We start from the raw sequence: 26,736 nt of genomic DNA, 5'->3' as shown, positions 1-26,736 counted from the left end.
GCCGGTCAGCCAGCCACCGGACGCGCCCGGCCTTCCCTTTGTCAGCCGATCGTCATCAGGCTGGCATTGCCGCCGGCCGCTGCCGTGTTGACGCTGATCGAGACTTCTTCCAGCAGCCAGTGCAGGCAATAGGCATCCGGGTTGCGCAGCACCGCCTCGCCGGTCGCGGCCTGCACCAGCGTCAGCGGACCGGGAAGCGCGGCGATCGCCTTGGCGGCGGCACGCACCCGCTCGCCGTCGCCCTCGATCAGCGCGCCGGCAAAGGGCGCAGCCTTCGCCCAGTCGGCTTCCGCCGAGACGCGCGCGGCAACGATCGGCGGCAGCCCGTCCAGCGCACCGGCGAGGTCGGCCGGCAGGTCAACCACGGCCGTGTTGCCCGTGGCGATGACGGCCGAAAGCTGGCGGTAGAGCCCGACCTTCGTTTCCGGCTTCAGCAGGATGCGTCCGCGCGGGTGCAGATGGTAGGTGTTGGTCTCGCCGACCGGCCCCGGCAGATCCAGGGACAGGCCGAGTGCGGAGATGGAGCCGTCGTCGCGCGCCGTCTCCGCCGAGGTATAGGCGCCGCGCCCCTCCATCCAGCGGGCCAGCGGCTCCACCGCCGGGTCGGTGTGGTGCGAGGCGGCCGGCGGCTCGATCGGCGCGCCCGAGACGAGGCGGCCGAGATAGAGCGGCCCGCCCGCCTTCGGCCCGGTGCCGGAAAGCCCGCGCCCGCCGAAGGGCTGCACGCCGACGACCGCGCCGATGATGTTGCGGTTGATGTAGAGATTGCCGACCTTGGCGCGGGCCATCACATGCTCGATCGTCTCGTCGAGGCGCGTGTGCAGGCCCCCCGTCAGGCCGTAGCCGGTGGCGTTGATGTCGTCGATCAGCCGGTCCATGTCCTCGCGGCGATAGCGCAGCACGTGCAGCACAGGGCCGAACACCTCGCGCTCCAGATCGCGCAGGCTGTCGATCTCGATGATGGTGGGGGCGACGAAGGTGCCGTGGGCGGCGTCAGCGCCGGGCGCGATCTGCTCCACCTTGCGGCCACGGGCCCGCATGGCCTCCACATGGCGCTCGATGATGCCCTTGGCTTCGACCGTGATGACCGGGCCGATATCGGTTGAAAGCCGGTCCGTGGCGCCGATTGACAGTTCCTTCAGCGCACCCTTGAGCATGGTCAGCACGCGCTCGGCCACGTCTTCCTGCAGGCAGAGCACGCGCAGCGCCGAGCAGCGCTGGCCGGCGCTGTCGAAGGCCGACGCGATCACGTCGCCGACCACCTGTTCGGCCAGTGCCGAGGAATCGACGATCATGGCGTTCTGGCCGCCGGTTTCGGCAATCAGCGGCAGGGGCTTGCCCTCGGCCGAAAGCCGGTCGGCGAGCTGCGCCTGGATGAGGCGGGCGACTTCCGTCGAGCCCGTGAACATGACGCCTGCCGTTTCCGGAGCGCTGACCAGCGCAGCGCCGATCCGCCCGTCTCCCGGCACATATTGCAGCGCGCTCAAGGGCACGCCGGCCGCATGCAGCAGCGCGACGGCTTCGGCTGCGATCAGCGGCGTCTCCTCGGCGGGCTTGGCAAGTACCGGATTGCCGGCAACCAGCGCCGCCGCCACCTGTCCGGTGAAGATCGCCAGCGGAAAGTTCCACGGGCTGATGCAGACGACCGGGCCGATCGGCGCATGGTTTGCCGTCAGCGTCCGCCGGGCCTGCACGGCGTAATAGCGCAGGAAATCGACGGCTTCCCGCACCTCGGCAATGGCATTGGCGGCGGATTTGCCGGCCTCGCGCATGATGAGGCCCATCAGGCTGCCGATCCTGGCCTCCATGGTGTCGGCGGCACGCTCCAGCATGGCGGCACGCTCGGCGACCGTCACGGATGCCCAGCCAGCCGCATGGGCGGCGGCATCCGTGACGGCGCGGGCCGCCTCGGCCTCACCCGCTTCGCGGACGGAGCCAACCACGTCGCGAAGATCACCGGGATTGAGGACAGGGCGGCTGGAACCGGTATCCGCTCCGCTTGCCAGCAGAGGGCCGGCGTCGTAGCGGCGCTCGGCGGAGGCCGCAAGCGTTTGCGAAAGCTGACCGATCACGTTTTCGTTCGAAAGGTCGAGCCCGGCCGAATTCTTCCGCTCCTCGCCGAAGAGCGCCGCCGGCAGCGCGATCTTGCGGTGCTTGACGCCGACGACAGGCATCGATGCGACGATCTCGACGGGATCGGCCACCAGCTCGTCGATCGAGACCTTGGGGTCGGCGATCCGGTTGACGAAGGAGGAATTGGCGCCGTTTTCGAGAAGACGGCGCACGAGATAGGCCAGCAGCGTCTCATGCGTGCCGACGGGCGCATAGATGCGGCAGGGACGATCCAGCTTCTCAGGCCCGACCACCTCGTCATAAAGCGGCTCGCCCATGCCGTGCAGGCACTGGAATTCGTACTGGCCGACGCTGAAGTCCGGCCCCGCCATGGCGTGGATGGTGGCGAGCGTCTGGGCATTGTGGGTGGCAAACTGCGGGAAGACCACATCGCGCGCTGCTAGGAGTTTGCGGGCGCAGGCAAGGTAGGAGACGTCCGTGTAGATCTTGCGCGTGAAGACCGGGAAGCCGTCGAGGCCTTCCACCTGGGCGCGCTTGATCTCCGCATCCCAGTAGGCGCCCTTGACGAGGCGCACCATGATGCGGTGCCGGGCGCGGCGGGCAAGATCGATGATGTAGTCGAGGACGAACGGGCAGCGCTTGCCATAGGCCTGCACCACGAAGCCGAGACCATCCCAGCCGGAAAGGTCCGGATCGAGGCGCAGCGCTTCGAGAAGGTCCAGTGAGATCTCGAGACGGTCGGCTTCTTCCGCGTCGATGTTGAGGCCGATGTCGTAACCCTTGGCGATGACACAGAGCGCCTTCACGCGCGGCAGCAGTTCGGACAGCACGCGGGCGGCCTGCGCCCGGCTGTAGCGCGGATGCAGCGCCGAGAGCTTGATGGAAATGCCGGGACCGTTGTAGATGCCGCGCCCGGCCGCCGCCTTGCCGATGGCGTGGATGGCCTGCTCGTAATCGGCGTAATAGCGGGTGGCGTCGGCGGCCGTGGTCGCCGCTTCGCCCAGCATGTCGTAGGAGTAGCGGAAGCCGCGTTCCTCCAGCGGGCGGGCGCGCTTCAGCGCCTCGCCGATCGTCTCGCCGGTCACGAACTGCTCACCCATCATGCGCATCGCCATATCAACGCCACGGCGGATCACCGGCTCGCCGGCGCGCGCGATGAGGCGGGTCAGCGCAGCCGAAAGGCTGCGGTCGTTGACGGTGGCGGTCAGCTTGCCGGTAACGACGAGGCCCCAGGTGGCGGCATTGACGAAGAGCGAGCGGTCGCCGCCCACATGCGAGCGCCAGTCGCCATCGGAGATCTTGTCGCGGATCAGCGCGTCGCGCGTCGCCGTGTCGGGAATGCGCAGCAGCGCTTCTGCCAGGCACATCAGCGCCACGCCCTCCTGGCTGGAGAGCGAATATTCATGCACCAGACCTTCGACGCCCGCACCCTTGTGCTTGGCGCGCAGGGCCGTGATCAGCGTGCGGGCGGTTTCGGCAGCCCTGGCGCGCGTCTCGTCCGGCAGGCGTGCGGCCTCCACCAGCGGCGGCAGGCATTCGGTCTCCGGCCGGCGATAGGCAGCCGTGATGGCGGCGCGCAGCGGCGTCGGCTGGCTGACCGGCGGGGCAAACGCGGCGAAGGGGCGCTGGCTGGTGGCGGCAGGCGCTTCTGCGGGGAAATCGACGGACGGGTTGGAAAGGCTGTTCATGAACGATCCCCCAAAGGGCCCCTGGACGGGCCTGCTGTCATGGGCGGATCATAAAAAAGAACGCGCCGAATCTCCATCCGGTGATTTCGCCGTTTTGCCGTGAACCGTACGGATCATGCGCGCTAAAACCGCGATTGATGCGGAAGCGCGATCACACGGCCGGATCATCCAAGATATCCGCCGCCTTCGGCAGGGTTTCCCGCGCCATCAGGCATTCCGGATCGCCCGGCATGCAGGTGCGGCAGACGATCGGGCGAATCTCGTAGATCGTGCAGGCCACATGCTTGCCGATCTCGCCGGAAAGCGCGGCACAGCGATTGTCCGGACAGCGCATGCCGCCGAGATCCTCGGCGACGAGCGCTTCGGGAATGCGGTCCAGTTCCTCGTCCGTTTCCAGTGAGAAGCGCGGCCAGTCCTCGGAATAGGCGCAGCAGGCTCCGCAGCTCTGGCAGTCGAAGGCGGCAGGGTCGCCGGCTGTCAGAAGGTCGCTCACGCGACCACCGCATTGCGGCTGGCGATTTCGTAGTCCTCGGTATGCACGAGCAGGCCATCGGCGGTGACGAGTGCGATGCCGTAGGCGGCGGGCTCATCGACGGAGAGCGAGGTATCGTCTGTGTTGAAGGGCATGGGCTGCTGGTGCATCGGGCTCTTGAAGACGGAGAAGGGAACCCCGCGGCAGGAGCCACTGATGGTGCGGTGCACGTGCCCGGCAAAGATATGCCGCACCGTCGCACCATGCCTGCGGATGCGGGCGTAGAAGTCGTCCTCGTTGATCAGGCGGATGGCGTCCATGCCGGAGAAGCCTGTCGCATGCGGCGGGTGATGCATGAAGAGCAGGGCCGGGCGACCGCCCGTATCGGAGAGCACGCTGTCCAGCCAGTCCAGCCGCTTTTCGCAGAGAAGACCCTTGTGGCTCTCCGGATAATCATAGGGCGGCGCGAAGAGCGTGTCGAGCAACACCAGCCGGCAATCCGGCAGGTCCACCACCTGCTGCACGAAGCCGTTCGGATCGGTCGGCACATCCCTGAAGGTCTCGAGGAAGGCCTCGCGGCGATCGTGATTGCCGATCGTAATGGCAACGGGCGGGATGAAGGTGTCGATGAGCGACTTCAGCCGGCGATAGGATTCCGCGTCGCCATGATGGGCGAGGTCACCGGTGATGACCACGCGATCGGCATCGGCATGGTAGGCGTTCACATGGTCGATGCCGGCCTTCAGGCGCTGGAAGGGATCGAGCCCGATGATGCGGCCGCCTTCGGGCAGCATGTGAAGGTCGGTGAAAATAATGATCTTGCTCATGGTGCCCGGTATGGTCCTGTCTGTCCCGTTCCCTGTGTCTTTCTCTGCCGCGCCGTGTCAGTCAGCGATGTCGAAGAGCACCGTTCCGTAGCCGACCGGTTCTCCTTCCGCCACGCGCGCCCTTGCCAGCGTGCCGTCCGCCCCGGCCGTGATGGCGTGCACGAGGCCGAGCGCTTCCACATAGCCGACAATCTCGCCCGCCTTTATGACACGCGGCAGGGATGGCGTTGGCGCGGTTGCCGGATGGGTGAACCGGAAGAAGCCGACATGCGGCGAGGTGATGGTACGGGTGGCACCGGCGGCGGGCGCTTGCGCGGCGCTGGACGAAGCCTGGGAAGAGGTGGCGGTCGTCGCCGCCCCGGAAGGTGCCGCGCCAGGCGCCATGCGCAGCGAGAGCGCGGTGCCGCCGAGATCGTAGTCGAGCGTGGCGATGCCATGACGCTGCATCAGATCGGCAAGACGGGCGATGGTGTCGGGTTCGATGCGCATCGCGGCCTCAGGCGGAAAGGGAGAGCGTGAAGAGCGCGGTGCCGGGCTCGACCGGCGCGCCGTCCTCGACATGGATCGTGCGCACCACGCCGTCTACCTCGGCCTCCACCGGGTTCATCATCTTCATCGCCTCGATGATCGCGAGCTTGCCGCCCTCCGCGATCCGGCTGCCGATCTGCACGAAGGGTGCCTCGCCGGGCAGCGGCGCGCGGTAGAAGGTGCCGGAAAGGCCGGCGCGGACCACATGCTCCGGACCGGCTGCCGGGGCGGGGGAAGAGACAGGCGTCGCAGCCGCGACCGGCGCGGCAACGGTCTGCGGCGGGTTCACCGCCGGTGTCGCGGCGGGGGTGGGCGCAAGCAGGCTCGCGCCCTTGGACAGCCGGATGCGGCTGCCATCCTCGGAAAGCTCCAGCTCGTGCACGGCGGAGGCTTCCAGAAGCCGCATGAGCTGTTCGATGAGGGTGATGTCGATCGCCATGTTCGCGTCCTTGATGCCTATGCCTTGCTGCGGAAACCGCGGATCGCGATGCCGGCCGCTTCCAGACCCTCGCGCACCCCGCGTGCAATGGCAACGGCTTCCGGCGTATCGCTGTGCACGCAGATGGAATCGATCGGTGTCGGAAGGCTGCGGCCGGTGATCGTCTCGATCGCGCCGGCCTTGACCATGCGCACCACGCGCTCGGCCGCCTTGGCGGCGTCATGGATCACCGCCCCCTCCAGCCGCCGATCGACCAGGAAGCCCTCGTCCGTATAGGCACGGTCGGCAAAGATTTCCGACGCCGTCGTCAGCCCCATCTCGCCCGCCTGCCGCTGCTGGTGGCCGAGCGCGATGACGAGGCAGATGAGGGAGGGATCGACGGCCTTGATGGCGCGGTTGACGGCCATGGCGACCTCGGCATTCTGCTGGGTGAGATTGCCGAGCGCGCCATGCGCCTTCACATGCGTGATGCGGTGGCCGGCATAGGTCGCCATCGCCTGCGCAGCGCCGATCTGGTAGGCCACGAGCCGTTCGATTTCAGCCGGCGTATGGGGAATGTTGCGCCGCCCGAAGCCCCAGAGATCGGCAAAGCCCGGATGCGCGCCGACATCGACACCGCGCTCGCGGGCGAGCGTGAAAGTCGCGGCCATCACGTCCGGGTCGCCGCCATGGAAGCCGCAGGCGATGTTGGCGGAGCTGACGATGGAGAGCATGGCGGCATCGTCGCCCATGCGATAGGCGCCGAAGGCCTCGCCCATATCGGAATTGAGATCGACGCTGAGCCCTGTGCTGCCGGTCATGGTGATCCTCTCTCGCCTGCGCCGAACGCCTCTTGTCGCTGCCATGATAAATGCGCTAGGCACGCCGATATATCACAGACGCATGCGATGGAAAGGCAAGCCGCGTGAGCGAAAACCCGCCGAGACTGAGCATGGAAGGCGCCGGCGCGGTGCTCTTCGATGTGGCTGGCGCGGTGTTTTCCGACGCTCTGCAGGCCCGCATCTGGTCGCTGGCAGCGGGCGTTAAGGCGCTGGATGGCGTCAGCGAAGCCGTGCCGGGCATGAACAATCTGATGGTCGTCTTCGATCCCCTGGCGATCGCCCCCGAGACCGTGGAGCAGGCGCTGCTAGACCGTTGGAGCGTCGGCGAAACGGCAAGGATCGAAGGGCGCGTGATCGAAATCGCCGTGGATTACGGCGGGGCTGGCGGGGAGGATCTGCCGGATTTTGCCGCCCGCCTCGGCCTCGACGTCGAGGAGGTCGTGCGCCGCCATACCGCGCCCAGCTATTCCGTCGCCGCCGTCGGCGCCATGCCGGGCTTCGTCTATCTCTCCGGTCTCGATCCGACGCTCGCAACGCCCCGCCGGGCCGTGCCGCGCATGCGCGCCGCGGTCGGCTCGGTGATGATCGGCGGGGCGCAGGCCGGCATCATGCCGGTGACGGCGCCGACGGGATGGCACATCCTCGGCCACACCGACAGCGTGCTCTTCAACCCCGCCGCCGAGGTGCCGGTGCTCTGCCGGCCGGGCGACCGCATCCGTTTCGTGGCACGGAGCCTGACGCGATGACGCAACGCCGCGACATCGAAATCCTCTCCACCGGCGCGCTGAACAGCGTGCAGGACCACGGCCGCCCCGGCTATCTCGATGCCGGCATCGGTCGCGGCGGCACCATGGACCGCCCCGCGCTCACCCTCGCCAACCGCATGCTCGGCAATGCCGGCGATGCGGCCGGCATCGAGATTGCGCTCTTTCCGTTCCGCCTCCGCTTCCACGCGCCGACCGCCTTTGCCGTGACGGGCGCCGATTGCGAGGTGAAGCTGGCGGACCGCGTTCTGCCGAGCTGGTGGGCAGCTGTGGCGCAAGCCGGCGAAACGCTGACCATCGGCATCCCCCGGCGCGGCGCGCGCGCCCTGCTGGCGCTCGCCGGCGGCATCGACGTTCCCGTCGTGATCGGCGCCCGCGCCACGGACCTGAAAAGCGGCTTCGGCGGCCTCGAAGGGCGCGGGCTGCTGCGCGGCGACCGTCTCCCACTTGGCGAGGCGCCGCCGATCGGCCGAAGGCTTGCCGAGGGTTTCGGCATCGACCCCGTGCCCTTGCGCGGCTTCTGGCCCGCCACCGGCGCGCCGCTGCGCCTGCGCGTGCTGCCGGCCGCCGAATACGAGGCCTTTGGCCCGGCGGAGCGCCAGGCGCTGGTCGAGGCCGACTGGACCGTGACGCCGGACGCCAACCGCATGGGCTATCGCCTCTCCGGCCCGGAGCTGAAGCCGGCAAGACCGATCGAGCTCTTTTCCCATGGCATCATGCCCGGCGTGGTGCAGGTGCCGCCCGGCGGCCAGCCGATCATCCAGCTTGCAGAAGCCAATACCTGCGGCGGCTATCCGAAGATCGCGACGATCATCGAGGCCGATCTCTGGCGTCTGGCCCAGGCGCCGGTCGGCACGCGCCTGCGCTTCGAGGTGGTGGAACGCGACGCGGCGATCGCGGCGCTGAAGGCCGAACGCGATGGGCTCGAGCGGATCGGCCGCGCCCTAACCTTGCTTTGACGGAACAGACAGGGCGGCCGTCCGCCCGCATATGAAGGACAAGACCCATGCGGTGGAAACGCACCATCCAGCTTCTCGACGTGCATTGCGAAGGCGAGATCGGCAAGGTCGCGCTCGGCGGCGTGCCGAAGATCCCCGGCAACACGATTGCCGAGCAACTCGACTACATCAATACGAAGGACGACAGCCTGCGCCGCTTCCTCTGCCTGGAGCCGCGCGCCTCCGTGCTGGGGTCGGTCAACCTTCTTCTGCCGGCAAAACGTCCCGAGGCGGACTGGGGCTTCGTCATCCTGCAGGCCGACCAGGCCCATGCGTCTTCCGGTTCCAACTCCATCTGCGTGACGACAGCGCTGCTCGAAAGCGGCATCGTGGAGATGAAGGAGCCGGAAACCGTCGTGGTGCTCGACACGGCCGCCGGCCTCGTGAAAGCCACCGCGACCTGCCGGGACGGCCGCTGCGAAAAGGTGAAGCTCACCATGGTGCCCTGCTTCGTGGAGCAGCTGGATGCCGAGATCGAAACGCCCGACTGGGGCCGCATCCGTTTCGACATCAGCTATGGCGGCATCTTCTACGCGCTGGTGGATGTCGCGCAGATCGGCACGACCATCGAGAAGGCCAATGCCCGCAAGCTGGTCGATGCCGGCATGGTGCTGAAGGATCTGATCAACAAACAGATCCCGGTCGTTCATCCGGAAATTCCGGAGATCCGCGGCGTCGCCTACGTCATGTTCCGCGATGTCGAGCCCGATGGCACGGTGCGCACCGCCACCACCATGTGGCCGGGCCGCATCGACCGCTCGCCCTGCGGCACCGGCAACTCCGCCAACCTCGCCGTGCTGCATGCCCGCGGCAAGGCCAAGGTCGGCGACAGCTTCCTGTCGCGCTCCATCATCGGCTCGCAGTTCGAGGTCGGGCTGTCTGCCGAAACGACGGTGGCGGGCCGCACGGCCATCATCCCCACCATCACCGGCCGCGGCTGGACCTTCGGCCTGCACCAGGTCTCGCTCGATCCCTTCGATCCGCTCGCCGAAGGCTTCGCCATGACGGACACCTGGGGGCCGGAAGCCGGCCGTATCCGCTGAGCGGGGAAACGGCCGTTAGTTGATGGCGGCGGTTCCGGCCTCTGCGGTCTCGGCCGGAACAGGCGTGGTCAGCGCCTCGTAGCGGGCTCTGGCCTGTTCGTCGCCGCGCTCGGCAGCCTTGCGGTAGAGGTCGAGCGCGGCGGGAATGTCGCGGGCGACGCCTTCGCCATGCTCCAGCATCAGGGCGAGATTGATCATCGCGTCGATGCTGCCGCCATCGACAGCCACGCGGTAGTAGCGTGCGGCCTCCACGTCGTTTTCGCCGAGCTGCACGCCCTCGTCCAGCATGGCGCCAATGTTGAAGGCGGCGATCTCGTCGCCGGCTGCGGCGGCCCGCTCGAACCAGCGACGCGCCTCGGCGCCGTCGGCGCTGACCCCCGCGCCGTCGCGATAGGCGACGCCGAGATTGTAGAGCGCGAGCACGTTGCCGGCCTCCGCCGCCGTGCGGTAGAGCGCGACCGCTTCGCTCGCATGGCCACGCTCGCTGATCAGCACGCCGTAATTGACCATGGCCAGCGCATGGCCGGCCTGCGCGGCCTCTTCCAGGAGCACCATGGCCTTGCCCGTGTCGCCCGCCCGGTGCAGGGCGCGGGCCAGCTGGAAGGTGATGCGCGGCGACCGCTCGTGGCGATAGGCCTCGCGGCAGGCCGAGAGAGCCACGCCGATGACGATCTCTTCGGTCTCGACCGGATCGAAGGCCGTGTTGCGGGTGGTGTCATAGACGCTGCCGGCCGCACGGTCGCAGCGCGCGGCCGGCGAAAGCGACGTATCAGACGCAAGAGAGGGCAGTGAGCTCGCAAGAAGCGCAAGCGCGGTGCAGGCAGCGGCGATCAGGGACGATTGAGCAAACATTTTCGGGCTGGTCATCATGGCCTCCTCGGTTTCGTCCGTCTTAGAGCCATGAGGAGTGCGGCGCTGTACCGCCGGTGACAGGGGCGACGCGCGACCGGGAGTAGAACAGGTGCAGTGCAGAAGGGGCTGGAACGGCCCCCGACCGGCATGCCATGATGGGTCGCGTCCGGCAGAATGGGCCAACTTGCACAGGTCCGAAGACTTGCAAACGGGATGAAGGGCGCGCCGCGTGGGCGGTTAAACCAATGGGGACAGGGACATGCAGACAAAGATCGATCCGCGCGCCGGCTGGCTGACCCGGCGCCATCTTCTCGGCGGACTGGCGCTCGGCGCGTCGGGTCTCGTCACCACCTCGTCGCGCGCCACCGATGTGGTCGGCAAGGCCAGCGCCATCCGCGGCCGCGTCGATCGCCGGCAGGATACGCTGGTCGAGGGGCTGAAGCCGGGCGCCAACATTCTCGACCAGGACAATGTGAAGACCGGCGTCGCGAGCTTCGCCGATCTCGAACTCGGCTCCGACACCCGCATCCTGCTGGGGCCGGAAACCGAGCTTTTCATCGACACCTTCATCGCGGGGCAGGGCGGCACGCTGGAACTCGGCACGGGCCAGATGGTCTTCGACCGTCCTGAAGGCCTGCCGAAGATCGATCTCGCGCTGCGCACCGCCTTCGGCCAGATCGGCGTGCGCGGCACGAAGTTCTTCGCTGGCCCCAATCGCGGCGCCTTTGCCGTCTTCGTCGAGCATGGGCAGGTGGCCGTCACCGGCGGTGGCGTGACGAAGCTGGTCGGCGCGGGGCAGGGGGTGCAGATTTCGCGGCCCGGTGCCGCTCCTGATACGGTGGTGAAGTGGGGTGCTGCCCGCATCAAGGAAGTCTATCGCCGCGTCGGGCTGGAATGACCTCGGGGTGCCAGAGGCGGCCGCTTTCCCACAATGTCATTCTCGGGCTTGACCCGAGAATCCATTTTCCATTTTATATCAGCGGCTTATGGATGGTCGGATCAAGCCCGACCATGACGGGGGAAATGGGCGCTTTTTGCCAGCCAGGTCAGGAAGCCACCGGCGGCCGGTTCGTGAAAAGCTCCATCTCGCCGAAGCCGCGGATCTCGTGGCGGCCGAGCGAGACGAGCGGTCGGCCTGAGCGGGCGGCCGCGACCGGGCCGATGCAGACGGATGTCCCGAGAAACTTGTTGGCATCCTGCAGGCGGGCGGCAAGGTTCACGGCATCGCCATGCGCGGTATAGTCGAGCTTGCCGCCGGCCCCGACCTCGCCCAGCACCGCCATGCCCGTCTCGATGCCGATGCGCGTGCGGCCGAAGCCGCGGGCGGCAAACTCCGGGCGGCTGCGCATGGCATGCGTCACCCGCTCCACCTCGGCTGCGCAGTCGAGGGCGTGCTGCACATGGTCGGCAAGGTCTTCCGGCGCATTGAACAGCGCATGCACGGCATCGCCGACGATCTTGTCCACCATGCCGCCATGGGCGGAGACGATCGCCGTCACCTCGGCGAAGTAGATGTCGAGCAGGGCGATCAGTTCGCGCGGCCCGTGCCGCTGGGCAAGCGTCGAGAAGCCCTCGATATCGGTGAAGAAGGCTGTCACCTCGCGTTCCTCGCCGACGATCCCGCCATCGCCCGCCTCGTCCATTAAGCGGTTGACGACCGAGCTCGGCAGATATTGCGAGAATTTCGAGCGCGCCTTCGCCTCCTGCCGGCGCACGCGGGCAAAATGCAGCGTGCCGGTCAGCACCAGCGGCAGCGCCACGGCGAGTGCCAGGCCGACGGCATCGATCAGCACGGCGCTCGCCGCATAGGTGGCCGCCGCCCCGCCGGCCACCGCAAGAAGCCCGCCGAAGCCAAGCGCCGCCGCCGTCAGCGGCCGCAGGCGCAGCGCCGCAAAGGTCATGAGGAGGCCGAGCACGAGGGCGCCGAGACTCTCCGCCCCGGTCTGCCAGGGCAGGTGGCGCGGCACGAAGCCGGTCAGGAGCGCATTGGCGATGTCGGCATGGATCTGCACGGAGGGTTCGAGCGGCATGGAGGCCGTGGGCCGCAGGCCCCCCAGATGTGGCAGGCTGCTGCCGACGAAAACGAGCTTGCCGGCGATCCGCGCCGCATCGACCGTTCCTGACAGCACGTCGCCGGCCGAGATGGTGCGGGCGGCGAGCGCAGCAACATGGCCGGGCGCAAACCGCAGGCTGCCATCCGCGTCGAGATCGATCACCTGCCGGTTCAACCTGAGCCAAAGCGGCTGTCCGCCGAGAATGGGCGTGCCGCCCGTCACCTGCCGGGCAGCTTCCAGGCCGAGCGTCGGATAGGCGGATTGCCCGAGCACGGCAAAGGGTTGCACGCGGCGGATGCGGGCATCCTCGTCGCCGACGAGAAAGGCCGAGGCCGCGGCGCGCGAACGCTCCATCAGCGGCCCGCAGGAGGTCTCCGCCCCGTCGATGAACCAGAGATCCGGCACGCTGAGCGGCTTGCGCACGGCGAGCGGCGGCACGGGGCGCGGGGTCTCCCGCACCGTTTCGGAAATCAGGAACCCCAGCACCGTCGGTGCCGCCGCGATCGCATCGCCAAGCGCGCCATTGCTGGAATCCGGAGCGATACAGCCGCTGCTGAAGACGAAATCGAGCGCCGTCGCCTTCGGCTTCAGTGCGGCGATCCGGGCAAGCAGATCGGCACTGTCGGCGCGGTTCCAGTCCTGATCCGCCAGTGACTGGATCGCCTTTCGGTCGATGTCGACCACCACGATATCGGGCGCGGCGGGCGCCTCGATCAGCCCGAGCAGAGCGTCGTAAAAGGCCTCGCGCGGGCGCTCCAGCATGTCGGACATGGGCGAGGCGATGAGGGCAGCGATGGCAAGGCTTGCCGCAAGGCCAGCGAGCAGGGCCGGGCGCGGCAGCCGAAAGCGTCGCCTGCGCTTCTTGTCGGGTGTCTGGAGGGGATGGGCGGCCATGCGTCGTTACCGACTGCCCAAGGCGAAAGGCGCCTGTAAGCCATGCCGCAAGCCGGGCGTCATGCTCACGCCTCCTCCGGCTCCGCCAGCCGAAGCAGCCGGCCGATATGGCAGCTGATGATGCCGCCTTCGCTGCGGTCGATGGCGCCGGCCTCTTCCAGCGCCTGGATCGCGCGGTTGACCTTCGGGCGGCTGGCGCCGAGCACGCCGGCGATCTCCGACTGGCTGAGCGCCAGCTGCAGATTGGCGCTGGCGGGCAACTCCTCGCCATGGATCTGCCGGAGCGTGGTGAGGAAGAAGCGGGCGACGCGCGAATCGAGATCGTAAAGCGCGATCGTCTCCATCTGCTCGGTGGTCTCGCGCAGGCGCGTGCAAAGGTAGCGGATGACGGCCTCTGCGGTTTGCGGGCGCGCCGTGATCAGGTCGAGAAATTCCCGCTTGGTGATCACATAGCCTTCCGTCGCCGTCGTCGCGGTGGCATCGGCAGAGCGCGGCTGGCCGTCGAGGATCGCCATTTCACCGAGGATCGTGCCGGCCTCGAGGTGGCGCAGCGACAGTTCCTTGCCCTGCCGGGTGATGAGCGACAGCTTGATGCGGCCGGAGACGACGACGATCATGTAGGCGCCGTCATCGCCGCGCTGGAAGATCACCGTGCCGGCCGTCCACTTGCGATAGCTTGCCATCTCCGCGACGGCGGCGATCGTGTCCTTGTCGAACTCCTCGAAGATCGGAAAGGACCGCCAGAAAGCCGGGCTCCTGTTGACTTCGCTCATGGTTCCGTCCCCCGACGTCCTCGTGCCCCCGCCGTCAAAGCCGGCATGCGCCAGTTTTTGCCCAGCCACTGCGGGCTTGCAACCGAAAAGACGGCTGCGGGTCCTTCGAGACGACGTCCGCACCAGAGAAGGCCGCTGGCGGGAGGTTTGACAGAACTGGTCTTTCGTTCACTTTTGCTGAACGATCTGTCGCGCCCGAGCCGGCTATTGCTGCCGATACTTTCTGTTAAAAGTTGCGCATCGACAATTTCCGCAGGTTTGAAGGACCCAACCGATGCAGAACATCCTCGCCCTTGCAGCCCGCGTGCTGCTCTCGCTTCTCTTCATTCTCGCCGGCTACGGCAAGCTGACCGGCTTCGGCGATACGGTCGGCTATTTCGCCAGCATCGGCCTGCCGGTTCCGACCGTCACCACGGCCCTCGTCGTTGCCGTTGAGCTTCTCGGTGGCCTCGCCATTCTCGCCGGCCTGTTTGCCCGTCCGGTCGCGGCCGTCCTCGCGCTGTTCTGCATTGCCACCGCGTTCATCGCTCACTTCTCCCCCTTCGACCAGATCAGCTTCTTCAAGAACTTTGGCCTGGCCGGCGGTTTCCTGATGATCTCCGCCTTCGGCCCCGGCGCCTTCTCCATCGACGCCCGCCGCGCGTAATTTCCTTCGCCTCCCAAGCGAAGAGGCCCGCCGATCGCTCGGCGGGCCTCTTCGCATTCCGGATCTCTCAAAACGCGACGGATCAGGGATAGATCACGCCCTTCTTCAGGATCACATTGCCGTAAAGGCGCGGCTCGCTGGTCTGGATGATCGTGTGGGCGGCCCGCACGCGATTGTAGAAGTCTGGCCCGACGAGGGGCACGACCTTCTGGTTCGGCTCGTGGCGCGCGCAGGTTTCGATGATGTCGGCATGAACGGGGTCGATCAGGTCGGGATCGCCTTTCACCGTGGCGCGGAAGATCGCTTCCGGCACGAAATCATCGATCGGCATGACGCTGAGCACGGCATCGAGCACGGCAATGAGCCCGTGGCCATCCATGCGGATCAGGCGGCGGGCATGTTCCTGCCCGGGATAGTTTCCGTCGACGAGAGCGATTTCGTCGCCGTGGCCCATGGCGCGCAGCGTCGCCAAAAGCTCGGGGCTGAGAATGGGATTGATACCCTTGAGCATCAGGCAAGCTCCTTGAAGAGAACGTTGGTGTCGAGAAGATAGCGCGAAAACAGTGGAAGGCTGGCCCCGCCGATGGCGCGGGCCTGGTTGCCCACCTGTCCCGCAACGATTTCGGGCAGGGGCACGCCCTGGAGATCGAGATCGTCGAGGGCCTTCTGGGTTGCCGCGACAATCCTGTCGCAGACCCAGGCCGGAAAGCCGCCATCGATGATCGCCGCGCCGAAATCGATGATCGAGACGGAGGCGACGATCGCCTGCGCGAGCGCTGCTGCGCAATCATCGATCCAGCGCGCCAGCGGATCGCCGAAATCGATCCATCCATCCGAGGAATACCACAGCGGCCGCGGGTCGATGCCGGCCGCCTTCAGCTCGTTTTCGAGCACGAAGACCGAGGCGATCTTGAGAAGCTGCACCGCTCGCCCGTCGCGGCCCTGCACTGGCAGGGAGCCGACGGAGCCCGCCGTGCCGGTGCGGCCGGAATAGAGCGCCGAGTTCAGCACCACGCCGCCGCCGATGAAGGAGCCGATGAAAAAGTAGATGAAATCCGGATAGCGCGCGCCATGCCCGAAGACGAGTTCGGCCGCGCAGGCGCTCGTCGCGTCATTCTGCAGGAAGACGGGGTAGGGCAGGCGCGCCTCGAGATCACGGCCGAGATCGACGTCGCGCCATCGATCCATCTCCGCCTGCGGCGCACCCACCTCCGCTGCCCAGTTCCAGAGTTCGAACGGAGCGGCGATGCCGACCCCGGCAATCCGGCCACGCTCGTCCGGCAGCATGCGCGCCTCGATCGAGGCAATGCCGTCCGTGACGAAATCCATGATCTGCTCGGGCATCGGATAGGGATAGATCCGGTGCTCCTGGTAGCGGATGGTGCCGACAAAATCCATGAGCGCCAATGTAGCGCTGCGCCGGCCGATCTTCAGGCCGAAGGCGAAGACGGCGTCCGGATTGAGGCGCATCGGCGTGGACGGCTGCCCCACCTTGCCGCGCTGCGGTTCGCCGCGCACCAGCAACCCGTCCTGCTCCAGCGCCCGCATGATGACGGAAACGGTCTGGGCCGAAAGGCCGCTGAGCCGGGCAATCTGTGCCTTGGAAAGCTCTCCGTGGCGCCGGACGAGCGACATGACGAGACGCTCGTTATAGGCGCGCACGCGCATCTGGTTCGAGCCGCCGCCGGTCAGGACGATATCGGCCGCCGACGCGGGAACGGTCTCCGCTGCCTCCCCCATTCTGTTCCTCCCGACCGCCGTCGTATCTAAGATGATCCGCGGATGCCTCATCTTTCAGCGACTTGCCTGCTTCTGTGGCGGCTTCCGCTCAGCTTTTCCGCAGAATGGCACATCTAATTAATAATTCAATTCGATTTATTTATTGACAGCGCTGTTTTTTGATGTTTCCTTTTGCCCCGGAAATGCCTGGTGGGGCCGAGGAGATAGGCTGACCCGCAGGCAGGACCGGATGCAGCGCTTGGAAAGCGCCATCCCCTTTTGTCCTTTGGGAGGATTACATGAAGAAGACTGTTGTTTCCGCCGCTCTCGGCGCGCTGGCGCTTGGCGTCGCATTCGCTTCGCCGGCTGCTGCTGCCGACGTTTCGGCCTGCCTCATCACCAAGACCGACACGAACCCCTTCTTCGTCAAGATGAAGGAAGGCGCGACGGCAAAGGCCAAGGAACTCGGCGTGAACCTGAAGGCCTATGCCGGTAAGGTCGATGGCGATAGCGAAAGCCAGGTCGCTGCCATCGAAACCTGCATCGCCGACGGCGCCAAGGGTATCCTGATCGCCGCTTCCGACACCAAGGGCATCGTTCCCTCGGTCCAGAAGGCTCGCGACGCCGGCCTGCTCGTCATCGCGCTCGACACCCCCCTGGAGCCGGTTTCGGCTGCCGACATGACGTTCGCCACCGACAACCTGCTCGCCGGCAAGCTGATCGGCCAGTGGGCTGCCGCAACCCTCGGCGATGCCGCCAAGGATGCCCGCGTTGCCTTCCTCGACCTGACCCCCTCGCAGCCCTCCGTCGATGTCATGCGCGACCAGGGCTTCATGATCGGCTTTGGCATCGACCCCAAGGACCCGAACAAGATCGGCGACGAGGATGATCCGCGCATCGTCGGCCACGACATCACCAACGGCAACGAAGAAGGCGGCCGCACGGCCATGGAAAACCTTCTCCAGAAGGATCCGACCATCAACGTCGTTCACACCATCAACGAACCGGCTGCTGCCGGCGCTTACGAAGCGCTGAAGGCCGTTGGCCGTGAGAAGGACGTGCTGATCGTGTCCGTCGACGGCGGTTGCCCGGGCGTGCAGAACGTTGCCGATGGCGTGATTGGCGCCACCTCGCAGCAGTACCCGCTGGCCATGGCTGCCCTCGGCGTCGAGGCCATCAAGAAGTTCGCCGACACCGGCGAAAAGCCGAAGGCGACGGAAGGCAAGGACTTCTTCGACACCGGCGTCTCGCTCGTCACCGACAAGCCGGTTTCCGGCGTCGAGTCGATCGACACCAAGGTCGGCAAGGACAAGTGCTGGGGCTGATACCCCATCCTTCCAAGCAATCACATGAAGAAGGGCGGCCCCGGCCGCCCTTCGCATAAATGCCGGCCTCTTTGACATGGCGCGCAAAACATGCGCCACTGACGAAGCCGGTCCCGTCGCCGGCATGACGCCCGGCGATGTCTCTGGCCACGAAGCCCCGCAATGGGGATCAGTCGGGAGGAACAGCCATGAGCGAGCCGCAAGCCGCAACCAAGCCGCATCTTGAATACGAAAACGTCCTGTCGCAGAGCTCGAAGCAGGTTGCTTCCTTCGATACGAACGACAAGACCCTTCTCCAGAAATTCCAGCACTTCCTGCACTCCAGCCCTGCTGCCGTGCCGTTGATCGTGCTCATCCTGTCGCTGATCGTTTTCGGCATCGTGCTCGGCGGGAAGTTCTTCTCCGCCTTCACGCTCACCCTCATTCTCCAGCAGGTCGCCATTGTCGGTATCGTCGGCGCGGCCCAGACGCTGGTCATCCTGACGGCGGGCATCGACCTCTCGGTCGGCGCCATCATGGTGCTCTCCTCCGTCATCATGGGGCAGTTCACCTTCCGCTACGGCCTGCCCGCGCCGGTCTCGATCCTCTGCGGTCTCGGCGTTGGCGCGCTCTGCGGCTTCATCAACGGCTGGCTCGTCGCCCGCATGAAGCTGCCGCCCTTCATCGTCACGCTCGGCATGTGGCAGATCGTTCTGGCCTCGAACTTCCTCTATTCGGCCAACGAGACCATCCGCTCGCAGGATATCTCCGCCCAGGCGCCGCTCCTGCAGTTCTTCGGTGAAAGCCTGCGTGTCGGCGGTGCCGTCCTCACCTACGGTGTCGTCGTCATGGTGCTTTTGGTCGCCGTGCTCTGGTACGTGCTGAACCGCACCGCCTGGGGCCGCCACCTCTATGCCGTCGGCGACGACCCGGATGCGGCGGAACTGGCAGGCGTCAACGTCAAGAAGATGCTGGTCGCCGTCTACACGCTGTCGGGCCTGATCTGCGCGCTCGCCGGCTGGGTTCTCATCGGCCGCATCGGCTCGGTCTCGCCCACCGCCGGCCAGTTCGCCAACATCGAATCCATCACCGCCGTGGTGATCGGCGGCCTCTCGCTCTTCGGCGGTCGCGGCTCGATCATGGGCATGCTGTTCGGCGCGCTGATCGTCGGCGTCTTCTCGCTCGGCCTGCGCCTCGTCGGCACCGATCCGCAGTGGACCTACCTGCTCATCGGCGTCCTCATCATCTCGGCCGTCGCAATCGACCAGTGGATCAGAAAGGTAGCAGGCTGATGAACCGCGAACCCATCCTCATGGCACGCAACCTGGTCAAGCGCTACGGCCGCGTGACCGCCCTCGACAATGCCGATTTCGACCTCTATCCGGGCGAAATCCTTGCCGTCATCGGCGATAACGGTGCCGGCAAGTCGAGCCTGATCAAGGCCATCTCGGGCGCAGTCAGGCCCGACGAAGGCGAGATCCGGCTGGAAGGCAAGCCGGTGCAGTTCTCCTCGCCGATCGAGGCCCGCAAGGCCGGCATCGAGACGGTCTACCAGAACCTCGCCCTGTCGCCGGCGCTCTCCATCGCCGACAACATGTTCCTGGGGCGCGAGATCCGCAAACCCGGCATCATGGGCTCGGTCTTCCGCTCGCTCGACCGTGCGGCGATGGAAAAGTTTGCCCGCGACAAGCTCTCCGAACTGGGCCTGATGACCATCCAGAACATCAACCAGGCGGTGGAAACGCTCTCGGGCGGCCAGCGCCAGGGCGTGGCCGTGGCCCGCGCCGCCGCCTTCGGCTCCAAGGTCGTCATCCTCGACGAACCGACGGCAGCCCTTGGCGTCAAGGAAAGCCGCCGCGTTCTGGAACTCATCCTGGACGTGCGCTCGCGCGGCCTGCCGATCGTGCTCATCTCGCACAACATGCCGCATGTGTTCGAGGTGGCCGACCGCATCCACATCCACCGTCTCGGCAAGCGCCTCTGCGTCATCAACCCGAAGGACTACACCATGTCCGACGCAGTGGCCTTCATGACGGGCGCCAAGGAGCCGCCGCGCGAAGCGATGGCGGCCTGAGGCCAGACACGCAATGGAGCGCGGGCGGCGGTGTCGCCCGTGTTCACCGACAACTGCATGTGCTGCGGCTGCCCCTCACTCTCCGTCATGCTCGGGCTTGACCCGAGCATCCATGCGGCACCCGCTGCGGCTGAGGCGCGGATCCTCGGGTCAAGCCCGAGGATGACGGACGTAGGGGGCGGTCGCAAGGCGGACCCTTGGCAAGCCGGACCCTTGGCAAGCCGGACTGCGGCGTGCTCTGCGCCACGCGGCACGGCGCCAGCCCAACGCACACATTGGCGTTCGTCGCCCGGAATGATAAGCGGACGATGAACCGGCCGCACCGCTTTCCCGGATGGGGAAGCCGGCGCAAAGCCGCCCTCTTCGTTCTCAAGGAGCCTGCCGATGTCTGACCTCGTGATCCGCCGCCCAGATGACTGGCACCTGCACCTGCGCGACGGCGCGATGCTGGAAGGCGTGATCGGCGATACGAGCCGGCACTTCGCCCGCGCCATCATCATGCCGAACCTCGTGCCGCCGGTGGTGACGACGGCCGATGCGCGCGCCTATCGCGACCGCATCGTCAAGGCCATCCCGGCCGGCGACCGTTTCGAGCCGCTGATGACGCTCTACCTCACCGAACACACCGAGGCCGACGATGTCGCGCGCGGCAAGGAAACCGGGCTCATCACGGCGGTCAAGCTCTACCCGGCCGGCGCCACGACCAATTCCCACGGCGGCGTGCGCAATCTCGACAAGGTCATGCCGGTGCTGGAGCGCATGGCGACCATCGGCCTGCCGCTCTGCGTGCATGGCGAGGTCACGACGCCGGAGGTCGATATTTTCGACCGCGAAGCCGTCTTCATCGAAACGGTGCTCGATCCGCTGCGCAAGCGTCTGCCGGAGCTCAAGGTGACGATGGAGCACGTCACGACGAAGGATGGCATCGACTACATCCGCTCCTCCGCCGGCAATCTCGCTGGCTCGATCACCACCCATCACCTGATCATCAACCGCAACGCCATTCTGGTTGGCGGGATCAAGCCGCATTACTACTGCCTGCCGGTTGCCAAGCGGGAAAGCCATCGCCTGGCTCTGCGCGCCGCTGCCACCTCCGGCGATGCCCGATTCTTCCTCGGCACCGATTCCGCCCCGCATGTCGATCCCCTCAAGGAATGCGCCTGCGGCTGCGCCGGCATCTACACCTCCATCAACACCATGAACTGCCTTGCCCATGTCTTCGAGGAGGAGGGGGCACTCGACAGGCTCGAAGCCTTCGCCTCGCTGAACGGCCCCGCCTGGTACGGCTTGAAGCCGAACGAGGAGACGATCCGCCTCGTCAAGCGCGCCGAGCCGGTGACCTTCCCGGCAAAGATCGAGACGGGTGCGGGTCCGGTGACTGTCTTCGATCCGATGTTCCCTCTCCACTGGGATGTTGCCTGATGTGCCTGACGCGTGAAATTCGCCAGCGCGCCGTCTGGCCGTTCTCCGGCCGGGCTGCTATGCGGCTTTCATCGTCAGGCCATTGAGGAGCGCGCAGATGTTTTCCAACAGCTTTCCCGAAAAATCCGTGATGGGCGACTTGCTCGGCAGCATGCTGTGGGAGATCGGCGCGGTGCATTTCCGCCCGGAGGAACCCTACAAGCTCGCCTCCGGCCTCGCGAGCCCGGTCTATATCGACGGCCGGAAGCTCCTCTCCTATCCGCGCATCCGCTCCGCCGTCATCGACTTCGCCTGCGCGACGCTTCTGTCGGAGGTCGGCTTCGAGCAGTTCGACGTGATCGCCGGGGGCGAAACGGCGGGCATCCCCTTCGCAGCCCTTCTGGCCGACCGCCTCGCTTTGCCGATGATCTACGTGCGCAAGAAGCCGAAGGGCCATGGCCGCAATGCCCAGATCGAGGGCCACATGCCCGAAGGCGCGCGCGTGCTGGTCATCGAGGACCTGACGACGGCGGGCGTTTCCATGTTCACCTTCATCGATGCCATCCGCGCCGCCGGTGGCCGGGTGGACCATGCCATGGCGCTGTTCTTCTACGGCCTCTTTCCGGAAGCCGAGCAGCGCTTTGCCAACAACAAGGTCACGTTCCACCACATTGCCACCTGGCGCAACGTGCTCGCCGTCGCCCGCCGCAAGGCGCTGTTCGACGATGCCACGCTCGCCTCGGTCGAAGAATTCATCAACGCCCCGCTGGCTTGGTCTGAAGCCCATGGCGGCGCATCATCCCTGCCGACGAGCTGACAAGCCGCGGTCCAAGACAAGAACGCCGCAGGCTGCGGCGAAGAACGGAGGAAGTCATGATCCTGTGTTGCGGTGAAGCCCTGATCGACATGCTGCCGCGCGTATCGACGGCCGGCGAGGATGCCTATGCGCCCTATGCCGGCGGTGCGATCTTCAACACGGCGATCGCGCTCGGCCGCCTCGGCGTGCCCTCCGCCTTCTTCACCGGGCTCTCCGACGACATGATGGGCGACATCCTGCGCGACACGCTGAAGAAGAGCCATGTCGACTACAGCTATTGCGCCACGCTCTCGCGCCCCACGACCATCGCCTTCGTCAAGCTGGTCGATGGCCACGCCACCTATGCCTTCTACGACGAGAACACGGCCGGTCGCATGATCACCGAGGCCGAGCTGCCGGCGCTCGGTGCCGATTGCGAGGCGCTGCATTTCGGCGCGATCAGCCTGATCCCGGAGCCCTGCGGCGCGACCTACGAGGCGCTGATGGCTCGCGAGCACGCAACGCGCGTCATCTCGCTCGACCCGAACATCCGCCCCGGCTTCATCAAGGACAAGGACGCCCATCTCGCCCGCATCCGGCGCATGGCCGGCATGTCCGACATCATCAAGTTCTCGGACGAGGATCTTGCCTGGTTCGGGCTGGAGGGTGACGAGGAAACGCTGGCGCGCCACTGGCTGCACCATGGCGCCAAGCTCGTGGTGGTGACCCGCGGCGCCGATGGCGCGGCCGGCTATACGGCCACCCACAAGGTGGAAGTCGGCAGCGAGAAGGTGACGGTGGCCGATACGGTCGGCGCCGGCGACACCTTCGATGCCGGCGTGCTGGCCTCGCTGAAGCTGCAGAACCTGCTGACCAAGCAGCAGGTGGCCGCACTCACCGAAGAGCAGATCGCCAAGGCGCTGACGCTTGGTGCCAAGGCCGCCGCCGTCACCGTGTCCCGCGCCGGCGCCAATCCACCCTGGGCGAGCGAAATCGGCCTCGCCTGAGCCCGGGTCAGGCGCTGAACCCGGTCGTCCCCGGCATGGTTCATTCGCCTGTCATCGCAGCATGGTCAAAAGGGCCATGCGCGATCACATCACATCCGAATCGACTGCGACCGGCGCGTTTGAGCCCGGCGCAATGACAATGGAAGCCCCCGCCGAGGGGGCTCCGGTGGTTCTCGTCGTTACCGACGCCTGGCGCCCGCAGCTGAACGGCGTGGTCCAGACGCTGGAAGAGCTGAGCCGTCTTTTGGCCGATGACGGGATCTCCGTGGTCTTCCTGACGCCGGAGAAATTCACGACCGTGCCGCTGCCCTCCTATCCGGAGATCCGGCTGGCAATCGCCTCCAAGCGTCAGGTGCTGGCCGAGTTCGAGGCGATTGCGCCCGACTACATCCACATCGCCACCGAAGGCCCGCTCGGCATGGCGGCACGCCGGGTCTGCATCGATCGCGGCCTGCCCTTCACCACGGCCTACCATACGCGCTTCCCCGAATTCATCAGCGCCCGCCTGCCGATCCCGGAAAGCTGGAGCTATGCATGGCTGCGCCGCTTCCACAATTCCGGCGACGGCATGATGGTGGCGACGAAAACGCTGGCCGCCGAAATGGCCGCACGCGGCTTCGTGCGCATCAAGCGCTGGTCGCGCGGTGTCGATACCACGCTCTTCAACCCCGCCAAGCGCCGCGATCTCGGCCTGCCGCGCCCGATCTTCCTCAATGTCGGCCGCGTGGCGGTGGAAAAGAACCTGCCCGCCTTCCTCGGCCTCGACCTGCCCGGCAGCAAGGTCATCGTCGGCGATGGCCCGGATCTCGCCTCGCTGAAGCAGCGCTATCCCGACGCCCATTTTCTCGGCCGCAAGACCGGCGAGGAACTGGCAGCCGTGTTCGCCTCGGCCGACGTCTTTGTTTTCCCGAGCCGCACCGACACCTTCGGCAATGTGATGCTTGAGGCGCTGTCGAGCGGCGTTCCCGTTGCCGCCTTCCCGGTGACGGCACCCCGCGACGTTCTGGGCGAAGCCGGTGCGCTCTCGGAAGACCTGCACGAAGCCGCGCTCGCCGCGTTGGAAATCTCCAGCGAGACGGCGCGCGCCCGCGCCATGACCTACAGCTGGCGCGCCTCGGCCCGCGAATTCCTGTCGAACCTCACCCGCGTGCCGCGCGGAACCTTCGCCCAGCGCCGCCTCAGCCTGCGCTGACTTGCGCCCTCAGGGTGTCGCGGTGGGCGTCAGCGGCTTCGGTGCCGTGTTGGGCCCGCCGGTCTTCGCGGTGGCCTTGACCTCGTTCTCGACGGCTGCGCTCGCCGTCCCGTCGCGCGCGGCGATATCGATGAAGACCAGCCGGGCATTCGGATTGTCCGTCTCGTAGCTGATCACCGCGCAACCCGTCTTGCCGCGATGCGGCGCCGCGCCCGTCAGCACGAAGCCGGGCAGGGACGGGTCATAGCGACCCGAAACGGCATAGGGCGCCACCGGGCAGCCGCGGCGGAAGGTGTAGGCGGTCCCTTGAGCAAACTTGCCCTTCTCGATGCTGCCGGAAAACACGATGGCGCCGGGCGTGATCGTCTTGCTGATCGATGCCTTCACCACCTTGTAGGCGATGGTGCCGCTCGCATAGTCAACCGCCATGATCGAGCCGTTATGATCGAAGAGGTCTTCGGCAAGCGCCGCCGGCGCGGCGAGCAGGAGCAGGCTGAGGCAGGCGAGGCGCTTCATGGCGGGTCCGTCCGTGAGGATGCACAGAAGCCGACGCTATCACGACGACCGGTTGAAGCAAGCCGGGTGGGAAAACCGGCCGGCCCGTATGGGACCGGCCGGAGACATCGTGGGCAAAGACCGTCAGGCCTTGGCGGCGAGCAAGGCCTTCACGAGGCCGGCGGTCGAGGCGTCATGCCCTTCGGCGCTTTCCTTGCCTTCCACGACCGGCAGCAGGCCCGTCGCCAGTTCCTTGCCAAGCTCCACGCCCCACTGGTCGAAGGAGTTGATGTTGAAGAGCGCGCCTTCCACGAAGACGCGGTGTTCATAAAGCGCAATCAGGCGCCCGAGCGCAAAGGGCGTCAACTTGTCGTAGACGATCGTCAGGGATGGACGATTGCCGGTGAAGACGCGGTGCGGCGCGATGAAATCGGCCTGGCTGTCATCCATACCCTTGGCCGTCAGCTGCGCCTTTGCCTCGTCGAAGGTGCGGCCCTTCATCAGGGCTTCCGACTGGGCAAGGCAGTTGGCGATCAGAAGGTCGTGCTGGTGGCGCAGCTTCGGCTCGTGGCCATTGGCCGCGATCATGAACTCGGCCGGGATGATGCTCGTGCCCTGGTGGATGAGCTGGTAGAAGGCGTGCTGGCCGTTCGTGCCGGGCTCGCCCCAGACCACCGGGCCGCTCTCGCCCTCGACCGGCGTGCCGTCCACCGTCACGCCCTTGCCGTTCGATTCCATGTCGAGCTGCTGGAGATAGGCCGGGAAGCGCGACAGGCGCTGGTCATAGGGCAGGATTGCGCGCGAAGGGTATCCCAGCACATTGCGATGATAGTAGCCGATGAGGCCGAGCAGCATCGGAAGGTTTTGGCGGAAGGGTGCCGTACGGAAGTGCTGGTCGATCGCGTGGCCGCCGGCGAGGAAGTCCGCGAAATTGTCCGGACCGACGGCGATCATCAGCGGCAGGCCGATGGCCGACCAGATCGAGTAGCGACCGCCGACCCAGTCCCAGAAACCGAAGGCGCGGGCCGTGTCGATGCCGAAGGCGGCGACCTTGTCGAGCGCGGTGGAGACGGCGCAGAAGTGATCCTTGACCGCGGCTTCGCCGAGCGCATCGGCGATGAAGGCGCGGGCCGACTTGGCATTTGTCATCGTCTCAATGGTCGTGAAAGTCTTCGACGCGACGATGAAGAGCGAGGTTTCCGGCGAGAGAAGCTTCAGCGTGTCGGCGATATGCGCGCCGTCGACGTTGGAGACGAAGTGCAGACGCGGACCATCGTGGTAGGGCGCAAGCGACAGCGTCGCCATCACCGGGCCGAGATCCGAGCCGCCGATGCCGATATTGACGACATCGGTGATCTTCCGGCCCGTTGCGCCGGTCAGCGCGCCCGAGCGCACCTTGTCGGCAAAGGCGCCCATGGCGGCGAGCACGCCGTTCACGTCGGGCATCACATCCTTGCCATCGACGAGTACCGGCGTGTTGGAGCGATTGCGCAGCGCGGTGTGCAGCACGGCGCGGCCTTCGGTGAAGTTGATCGGCTCGCCCGCAAACATTGCGTCACGCTTCTCCGCCACCTTGCCGGCAACGGCGATCGCTTCCAGCCCGGAGAGCACCGCGTCATTCACCGCGCATTTGGAGTAGTCGAGGAGAAGATCGTCGAGGCGCGCACTGAACCGGTCGAAACGCCCGGCATCGGCCGCAAAGGCAGCTCTGATATCCGTTGCCTTGGTTTCGGCGGCGGTGGCTTTCAACTGATCGACAAGGGCTTTCATGGAGCACGTCCTCTCGTGACATCGGATGGCGATAGCTAGTCGGTTTGTCACCGCCAAATCAAGCCCGAAGACCCCGGCGAGGGGCATTTCAAGAAAGGAATTTAAA

At 66.6% G+C, this 26,736-nt stretch carries 25 protein-coding genes; 12 read left to right on the top strand and 13 right to left on the bottom strand.

The window, feature by feature from the left end:
• Positions 1-41: 41 nt before the first annotated feature.
• The 6 genes from putA to ACED18_RS08850 form a co-directional block, all read right to left on the bottom strand.
• A complete protein-coding gene (putA, locus tag ACED18_RS08875) occupies positions 42-3,761 on the bottom strand; it encodes a trifunctional transcriptional regulator/proline dehydrogenase/L-glutamate gamma-semialdehyde dehydrogenase (protein ID WP_377291223.1) in 3,720 nt (1,239 codons plus the stop codon).
• Positions 3,762-3,912: 151 nt separating this feature from the next.
• Entirely contained in the window at positions 3,913-4,254 is a 342-nt protein-coding gene (locus ACED18_RS08870; RefSeq protein ID WP_377291221.1) for a YkgJ family cysteine cluster protein, read from the bottom strand.
• A complete protein-coding gene (locus ACED18_RS08865; protein ID WP_377291219.1) occupies positions 4,251-5,060 on the bottom strand; it encodes a phosphodiesterase in 810 nt (269 codons plus the stop codon). Before ACED18_RS08865 ends, ACED18_RS08870 begins: the two co-directional genes overlap by 4 nt.
• 57 nt (positions 5,061-5,117) lie before the next feature.
• Complete coding sequence (locus ACED18_RS08860; protein WP_377291217.1) at positions 5,118-5,549, bottom strand: hypothetical protein; 432 nt, start codon at positions 5,547-5,549, stop codon at positions 5,118-5,120.
• A gap of 7 nt (positions 5,550-5,556) precedes the next feature.
• Positions 5,557-6,027 (bottom strand): acetyl-CoA carboxylase biotin carboxyl carrier protein, encoded by a 471-nt coding sequence (gene accB, locus ACED18_RS08855; protein ID WP_377291215.1) that lies wholly within the window; start codon positions 6,025-6,027, stop codon positions 5,557-5,559.
• A gap of 17 nt (positions 6,028-6,044) precedes the next feature.
• Positions 6,045-6,827 carry a LamB/YcsF family protein gene (locus ACED18_RS08850; protein WP_377291213.1) on the bottom strand — a complete coding sequence of 261 codons (783 nt, stop codon included), beginning with the start codon at positions 6,825-6,827 and terminating at the stop codon, positions 6,045-6,047.
• Positions 6,828-6,931: 104 nt separating this feature from the next.
• On the opposite strand from ACED18_RS08850, the gene pxpB reads away from it, so the two are divergent.
• Genes pxpB through ACED18_RS08835 form a run of 3 tightly spaced genes read left to right on the top strand, consistent with a single transcriptional unit; the run spans position 6,932 to position 9,653 of the window.
• Positions 6,932-7,594 (top strand): 5-oxoprolinase subunit PxpB, encoded by a 663-nt coding sequence (pxpB, locus tag ACED18_RS08845; protein ID WP_377291211.1) that lies wholly within the window; start codon positions 6,932-6,934, stop codon positions 7,592-7,594.
• Complete coding sequence (locus tag ACED18_RS08840) at positions 7,591-8,571, top strand: biotin-dependent carboxyltransferase family protein (protein ID WP_377291209.1); 981 nt, start codon at positions 7,591-7,593, stop codon at positions 8,569-8,571. The genes pxpB and ACED18_RS08840 overlap by 4 nt, the downstream gene beginning before the upstream one ends.
• A 47-nt stretch (positions 8,572-8,618) precedes the next feature.
• A complete protein-coding gene (locus ACED18_RS08835) occupies positions 8,619-9,653 on the top strand; it encodes a proline racemase family protein (RefSeq protein ID WP_377291207.1) in 1,035 nt (344 codons plus the stop codon).
• Positions 9,654-9,668: 15 nt separating this feature from the next.
• Here the strand turns inward: ACED18_RS08835 and ACED18_RS08830 are convergent, their stop codons facing one another.
• The gene (locus ACED18_RS08830; RefSeq protein ID WP_377291205.1) at positions 9,669-10,520 is read right to left on the bottom strand and encodes a tetratricopeptide repeat protein; all 852 of its coding nucleotides are present in this window, start codon (positions 10,518-10,520) and stop codon (positions 9,669-9,671) included.
• 244 nt (positions 10,521-10,764) lie between these two features.
• Between ACED18_RS08830 and ACED18_RS08825 the strand changes: the two genes are divergently transcribed.
• Complete coding sequence (locus ACED18_RS08825) at positions 10,765-11,403, top strand: FecR domain-containing protein (protein ID WP_377291203.1); 639 nt, start codon at positions 10,765-10,767, stop codon at positions 11,401-11,403.
• Between the two features lie 148 nt (positions 11,404-11,551).
• Here ACED18_RS08825 and ACED18_RS08820 read toward each other — a convergent pair whose 3' ends face one another.
• Both ACED18_RS08820 and ACED18_RS08815 read right to left on the bottom strand, forming a co-directional pair.
• Positions 11,552-13,453, bottom strand: coding sequence for a CHASE2 domain-containing protein (locus ACED18_RS08820; RefSeq protein ID WP_377291201.1), 1,902 nt, complete (start codon positions 13,451-13,453; stop codon positions 11,552-11,554).
• A 65-nt stretch (positions 13,454-13,518) separates the two neighbouring features.
• The gene (locus tag ACED18_RS08815) at positions 13,519-14,226 is read right to left on the bottom strand and encodes a Crp/Fnr family transcriptional regulator (RefSeq protein WP_377291199.1); all 708 of its coding nucleotides are present in this window, start codon (positions 14,224-14,226) and stop codon (positions 13,519-13,521) included.
• Positions 14,227-14,500: 274 nt separating this feature from the next.
• Between ACED18_RS08815 and ACED18_RS08810 the strand changes: the two genes are divergently transcribed.
• On the top strand, positions 14,501-14,872 hold the full coding sequence (locus ACED18_RS08810) for a DoxX family protein (protein ID WP_377291197.1): 372 nt from the start codon (positions 14,501-14,503) through the stop codon (positions 14,870-14,872).
• Positions 14,873-14,954: 82 nt separating this feature from the next.
• Here ACED18_RS08810 and ACED18_RS08805 read toward each other — a convergent pair whose 3' ends face one another.
• Both ACED18_RS08805 and ACED18_RS08800 read right to left on the bottom strand, forming a co-directional pair.
• Entirely contained in the window at positions 14,955-15,383 is a 429-nt protein-coding gene (locus ACED18_RS08805; protein ID WP_377291194.1) for an RbsD/FucU family protein, read from the bottom strand.
• On the bottom strand, positions 15,383-16,612 hold the full coding sequence (locus tag ACED18_RS08800) for an ROK family transcriptional regulator (protein ID WP_377291192.1): 1,230 nt from the start codon (positions 16,610-16,612) through the stop codon (positions 15,383-15,385). The genes ACED18_RS08805 and ACED18_RS08800 overlap by 1 nt, the downstream gene beginning before the upstream one ends.
• 278 nt (positions 16,613-16,890) lie before the next feature.
• On the opposite strand from ACED18_RS08800, the gene ACED18_RS08795 reads away from it, so the two are divergent.
• From ACED18_RS08795 to ACED18_RS08765, 7 genes are all read left to right on the top strand, one after another.
• Complete coding sequence (locus ACED18_RS08795; protein WP_377291190.1) at positions 16,891-17,916, top strand: sugar ABC transporter substrate-binding protein; 1,026 nt, start codon at positions 16,891-16,893, stop codon at positions 17,914-17,916.
• Between the two features lie 188 nt (positions 17,917-18,104).
• Positions 18,105-19,187, top strand: coding sequence for an ABC transporter permease (locus ACED18_RS08790; protein WP_377291188.1), 1,083 nt, complete (start codon positions 18,105-18,107; stop codon positions 19,185-19,187).
• Complete coding sequence (locus ACED18_RS08785; protein WP_377291186.1) at positions 19,187-19,969, top strand: ATP-binding cassette domain-containing protein; 783 nt, start codon at positions 19,187-19,189, stop codon at positions 19,967-19,969. Before ACED18_RS08790 ends, ACED18_RS08785 begins: the two co-directional genes overlap by 1 nt.
• A gap of 384 nt (positions 19,970-20,353) precedes the next feature.
• Positions 20,354-21,391: a dihydroorotase gene (pyrC, locus tag ACED18_RS08780; protein WP_377291184.1), complete on the top strand. Its 1,038-nt coding sequence runs from the start codon at positions 20,354-20,356 to the stop codon at positions 21,389-21,391.
• A 97-nt stretch (positions 21,392-21,488) separates the two neighbouring features.
• On the top strand, positions 21,489-22,187 hold the full coding sequence (locus ACED18_RS08775; RefSeq protein ID WP_377291182.1) for an orotate phosphoribosyltransferase: 699 nt from the start codon (positions 21,489-21,491) through the stop codon (positions 22,185-22,187).
• Positions 22,188-22,243: 56 nt separating this feature from the next.
• A complete protein-coding gene (locus ACED18_RS08770) occupies positions 22,244-23,173 on the top strand; it encodes a carbohydrate kinase (RefSeq protein ID WP_377291180.1) in 930 nt (309 codons plus the stop codon).
• 133 nt (positions 23,174-23,306) lie between these two features.
• Entirely contained in the window at positions 23,307-24,365 is a 1,059-nt protein-coding gene (locus tag ACED18_RS08765; RefSeq protein ID WP_377291177.1) for a glycosyltransferase family 4 protein, read from the top strand.
• A 9-nt stretch (positions 24,366-24,374) separates the two neighbouring features.
• Here the strand turns inward: ACED18_RS08765 and ACED18_RS08760 are convergent, their stop codons facing one another.
• Both ACED18_RS08760 and pgi read right to left on the bottom strand, forming a co-directional pair.
• Complete coding sequence (locus tag ACED18_RS08760) at positions 24,375-24,881, bottom strand: hypothetical protein (RefSeq protein ID WP_377291175.1); 507 nt, start codon at positions 24,879-24,881, stop codon at positions 24,375-24,377.
• A 123-nt stretch (positions 24,882-25,004) separates the two neighbouring features.
• Positions 25,005-26,630: a glucose-6-phosphate isomerase gene (gene pgi, locus ACED18_RS08755; RefSeq protein WP_377291173.1), complete on the bottom strand. Its 1,626-nt coding sequence runs from the start codon at positions 26,628-26,630 to the stop codon at positions 25,005-25,007.
• Between the last annotated feature and the right edge of the window lie 106 nt (positions 26,631-26,736).

This window comes from Rhizobium sp. SG2393, from assembly GCF_042610495.1.
GTDB lineage: Bacteria > Pseudomonadota > Alphaproteobacteria > Rhizobiales > Rhizobiaceae > RU20A.
The sequence above is the reverse complement of the archived record's forward strand: the minus strand, read 5'-3'. Positions and strand labels throughout refer to the sequence as shown.

Bases quoted from the DNA above. Each gene is read 5' to 3' on its own strand.
- putA (WP_377291223.1), bottom strand. From the start codon at position 3,761: ATGAACAGCCTTTCCAACCCGTCCGTCGATTTCCCCGCAGAAGCGCCT.
- ACED18_RS08865 (WP_377291219.1), bottom strand. From the start codon at position 5,060: ATGAGCAAGATCATTATTTTCACCGACCTTCACATGCTGCCCGAAGGC.
- ACED18_RS08860 (WP_377291217.1), bottom strand. From the start codon at position 5,549: ATGCGCATCGAACCCGACACCATCGCCCGTCTTGCCGATCTGATGCAG.
- accB (WP_377291215.1), bottom strand. From the start codon at position 6,027: ATGGCGATCGACATCACCCTCATCGAACAGCTCATGCGGCTTCTGGAA.
- ACED18_RS08850 (WP_377291213.1), bottom strand. From the start codon at position 6,827: ATGACCGGCAGCACAGGGCTCAGCGTCGATCTCAATTCCGATATGGGC.
- ACED18_RS08840 (WP_377291209.1), top strand. From the start codon at position 7,591: ATGACGCAACGCCGCGACATCGAAATCCTCTCCACCGGCGCGCTGAAC.
- ACED18_RS08835 (WP_377291207.1), top strand. From the start codon at position 8,619: ATGCGGTGGAAACGCACCATCCAGCTTCTCGACGTGCATTGCGAAGGC.
- ACED18_RS08830 (WP_377291205.1), bottom strand. From the start codon at position 10,520: ATGACCAGCCCGAAAATGTTTGCTCAATCGTCCCTGATCGCCGCTGCC.
- ACED18_RS08825 (WP_377291203.1), top strand. From the start codon at position 10,765: ATGCAGACAAAGATCGATCCGCGCGCCGGCTGGCTGACCCGGCGCCAT.
- ACED18_RS08820 (WP_377291201.1), bottom strand. From the start codon at position 13,453: ATGGCCGCCCATCCCCTCCAGACACCCGACAAGAAGCGCAGGCGACGC.
- ACED18_RS08815 (WP_377291199.1), bottom strand. From the start codon at position 14,226: ATGAGCGAAGTCAACAGGAGCCCGGCTTTCTGGCGGTCCTTTCCGATC.
- ACED18_RS08810 (WP_377291197.1), top strand. From the start codon at position 14,501: ATGCAGAACATCCTCGCCCTTGCAGCCCGCGTGCTGCTCTCGCTTCTC.
- ACED18_RS08805 (WP_377291194.1), bottom strand. From the start codon at position 15,383: ATGCTCAAGGGTATCAATCCCATTCTCAGCCCCGAGCTTTTGGCGACG.
- ACED18_RS08800 (WP_377291192.1), bottom strand. From the start codon at position 16,612: ATGGGGGAGGCAGCGGAGACCGTTCCCGCGTCGGCGGCCGATATCGTC.
- ACED18_RS08795 (WP_377291190.1), top strand. From the start codon at position 16,891: ATGAAGAAGACTGTTGTTTCCGCCGCTCTCGGCGCGCTGGCGCTTGGC.
- ACED18_RS08790 (WP_377291188.1), top strand. From the start codon at position 18,105: ATGAGCGAGCCGCAAGCCGCAACCAAGCCGCATCTTGAATACGAAAAC.
- ACED18_RS08785 (WP_377291186.1), top strand. From the start codon at position 19,187: ATGAACCGCGAACCCATCCTCATGGCACGCAACCTGGTCAAGCGCTAC.
- pyrC (WP_377291184.1), top strand. From the start codon at position 20,354: ATGTCTGACCTCGTGATCCGCCGCCCAGATGACTGGCACCTGCACCTG.
- ACED18_RS08775 (WP_377291182.1), top strand. From the start codon at position 21,489: ATGTTTTCCAACAGCTTTCCCGAAAAATCCGTGATGGGCGACTTGCTC.
- ACED18_RS08770 (WP_377291180.1), top strand. From the start codon at position 22,244: ATGATCCTGTGTTGCGGTGAAGCCCTGATCGACATGCTGCCGCGCGTA.
- ACED18_RS08765 (WP_377291177.1), top strand. From the start codon at position 23,307: ATGACAATGGAAGCCCCCGCCGAGGGGGCTCCGGTGGTTCTCGTCGTT.
- ACED18_RS08760 (WP_377291175.1), bottom strand. From the start codon at position 24,881: ATGAAGCGCCTCGCCTGCCTCAGCCTGCTCCTGCTCGCCGCGCCGGCG.
- pgi (WP_377291173.1), bottom strand. From the start codon at position 26,630: ATGAAAGCCCTTGTCGATCAGTTGAAAGCCACCGCCGCCGAAACCAAG.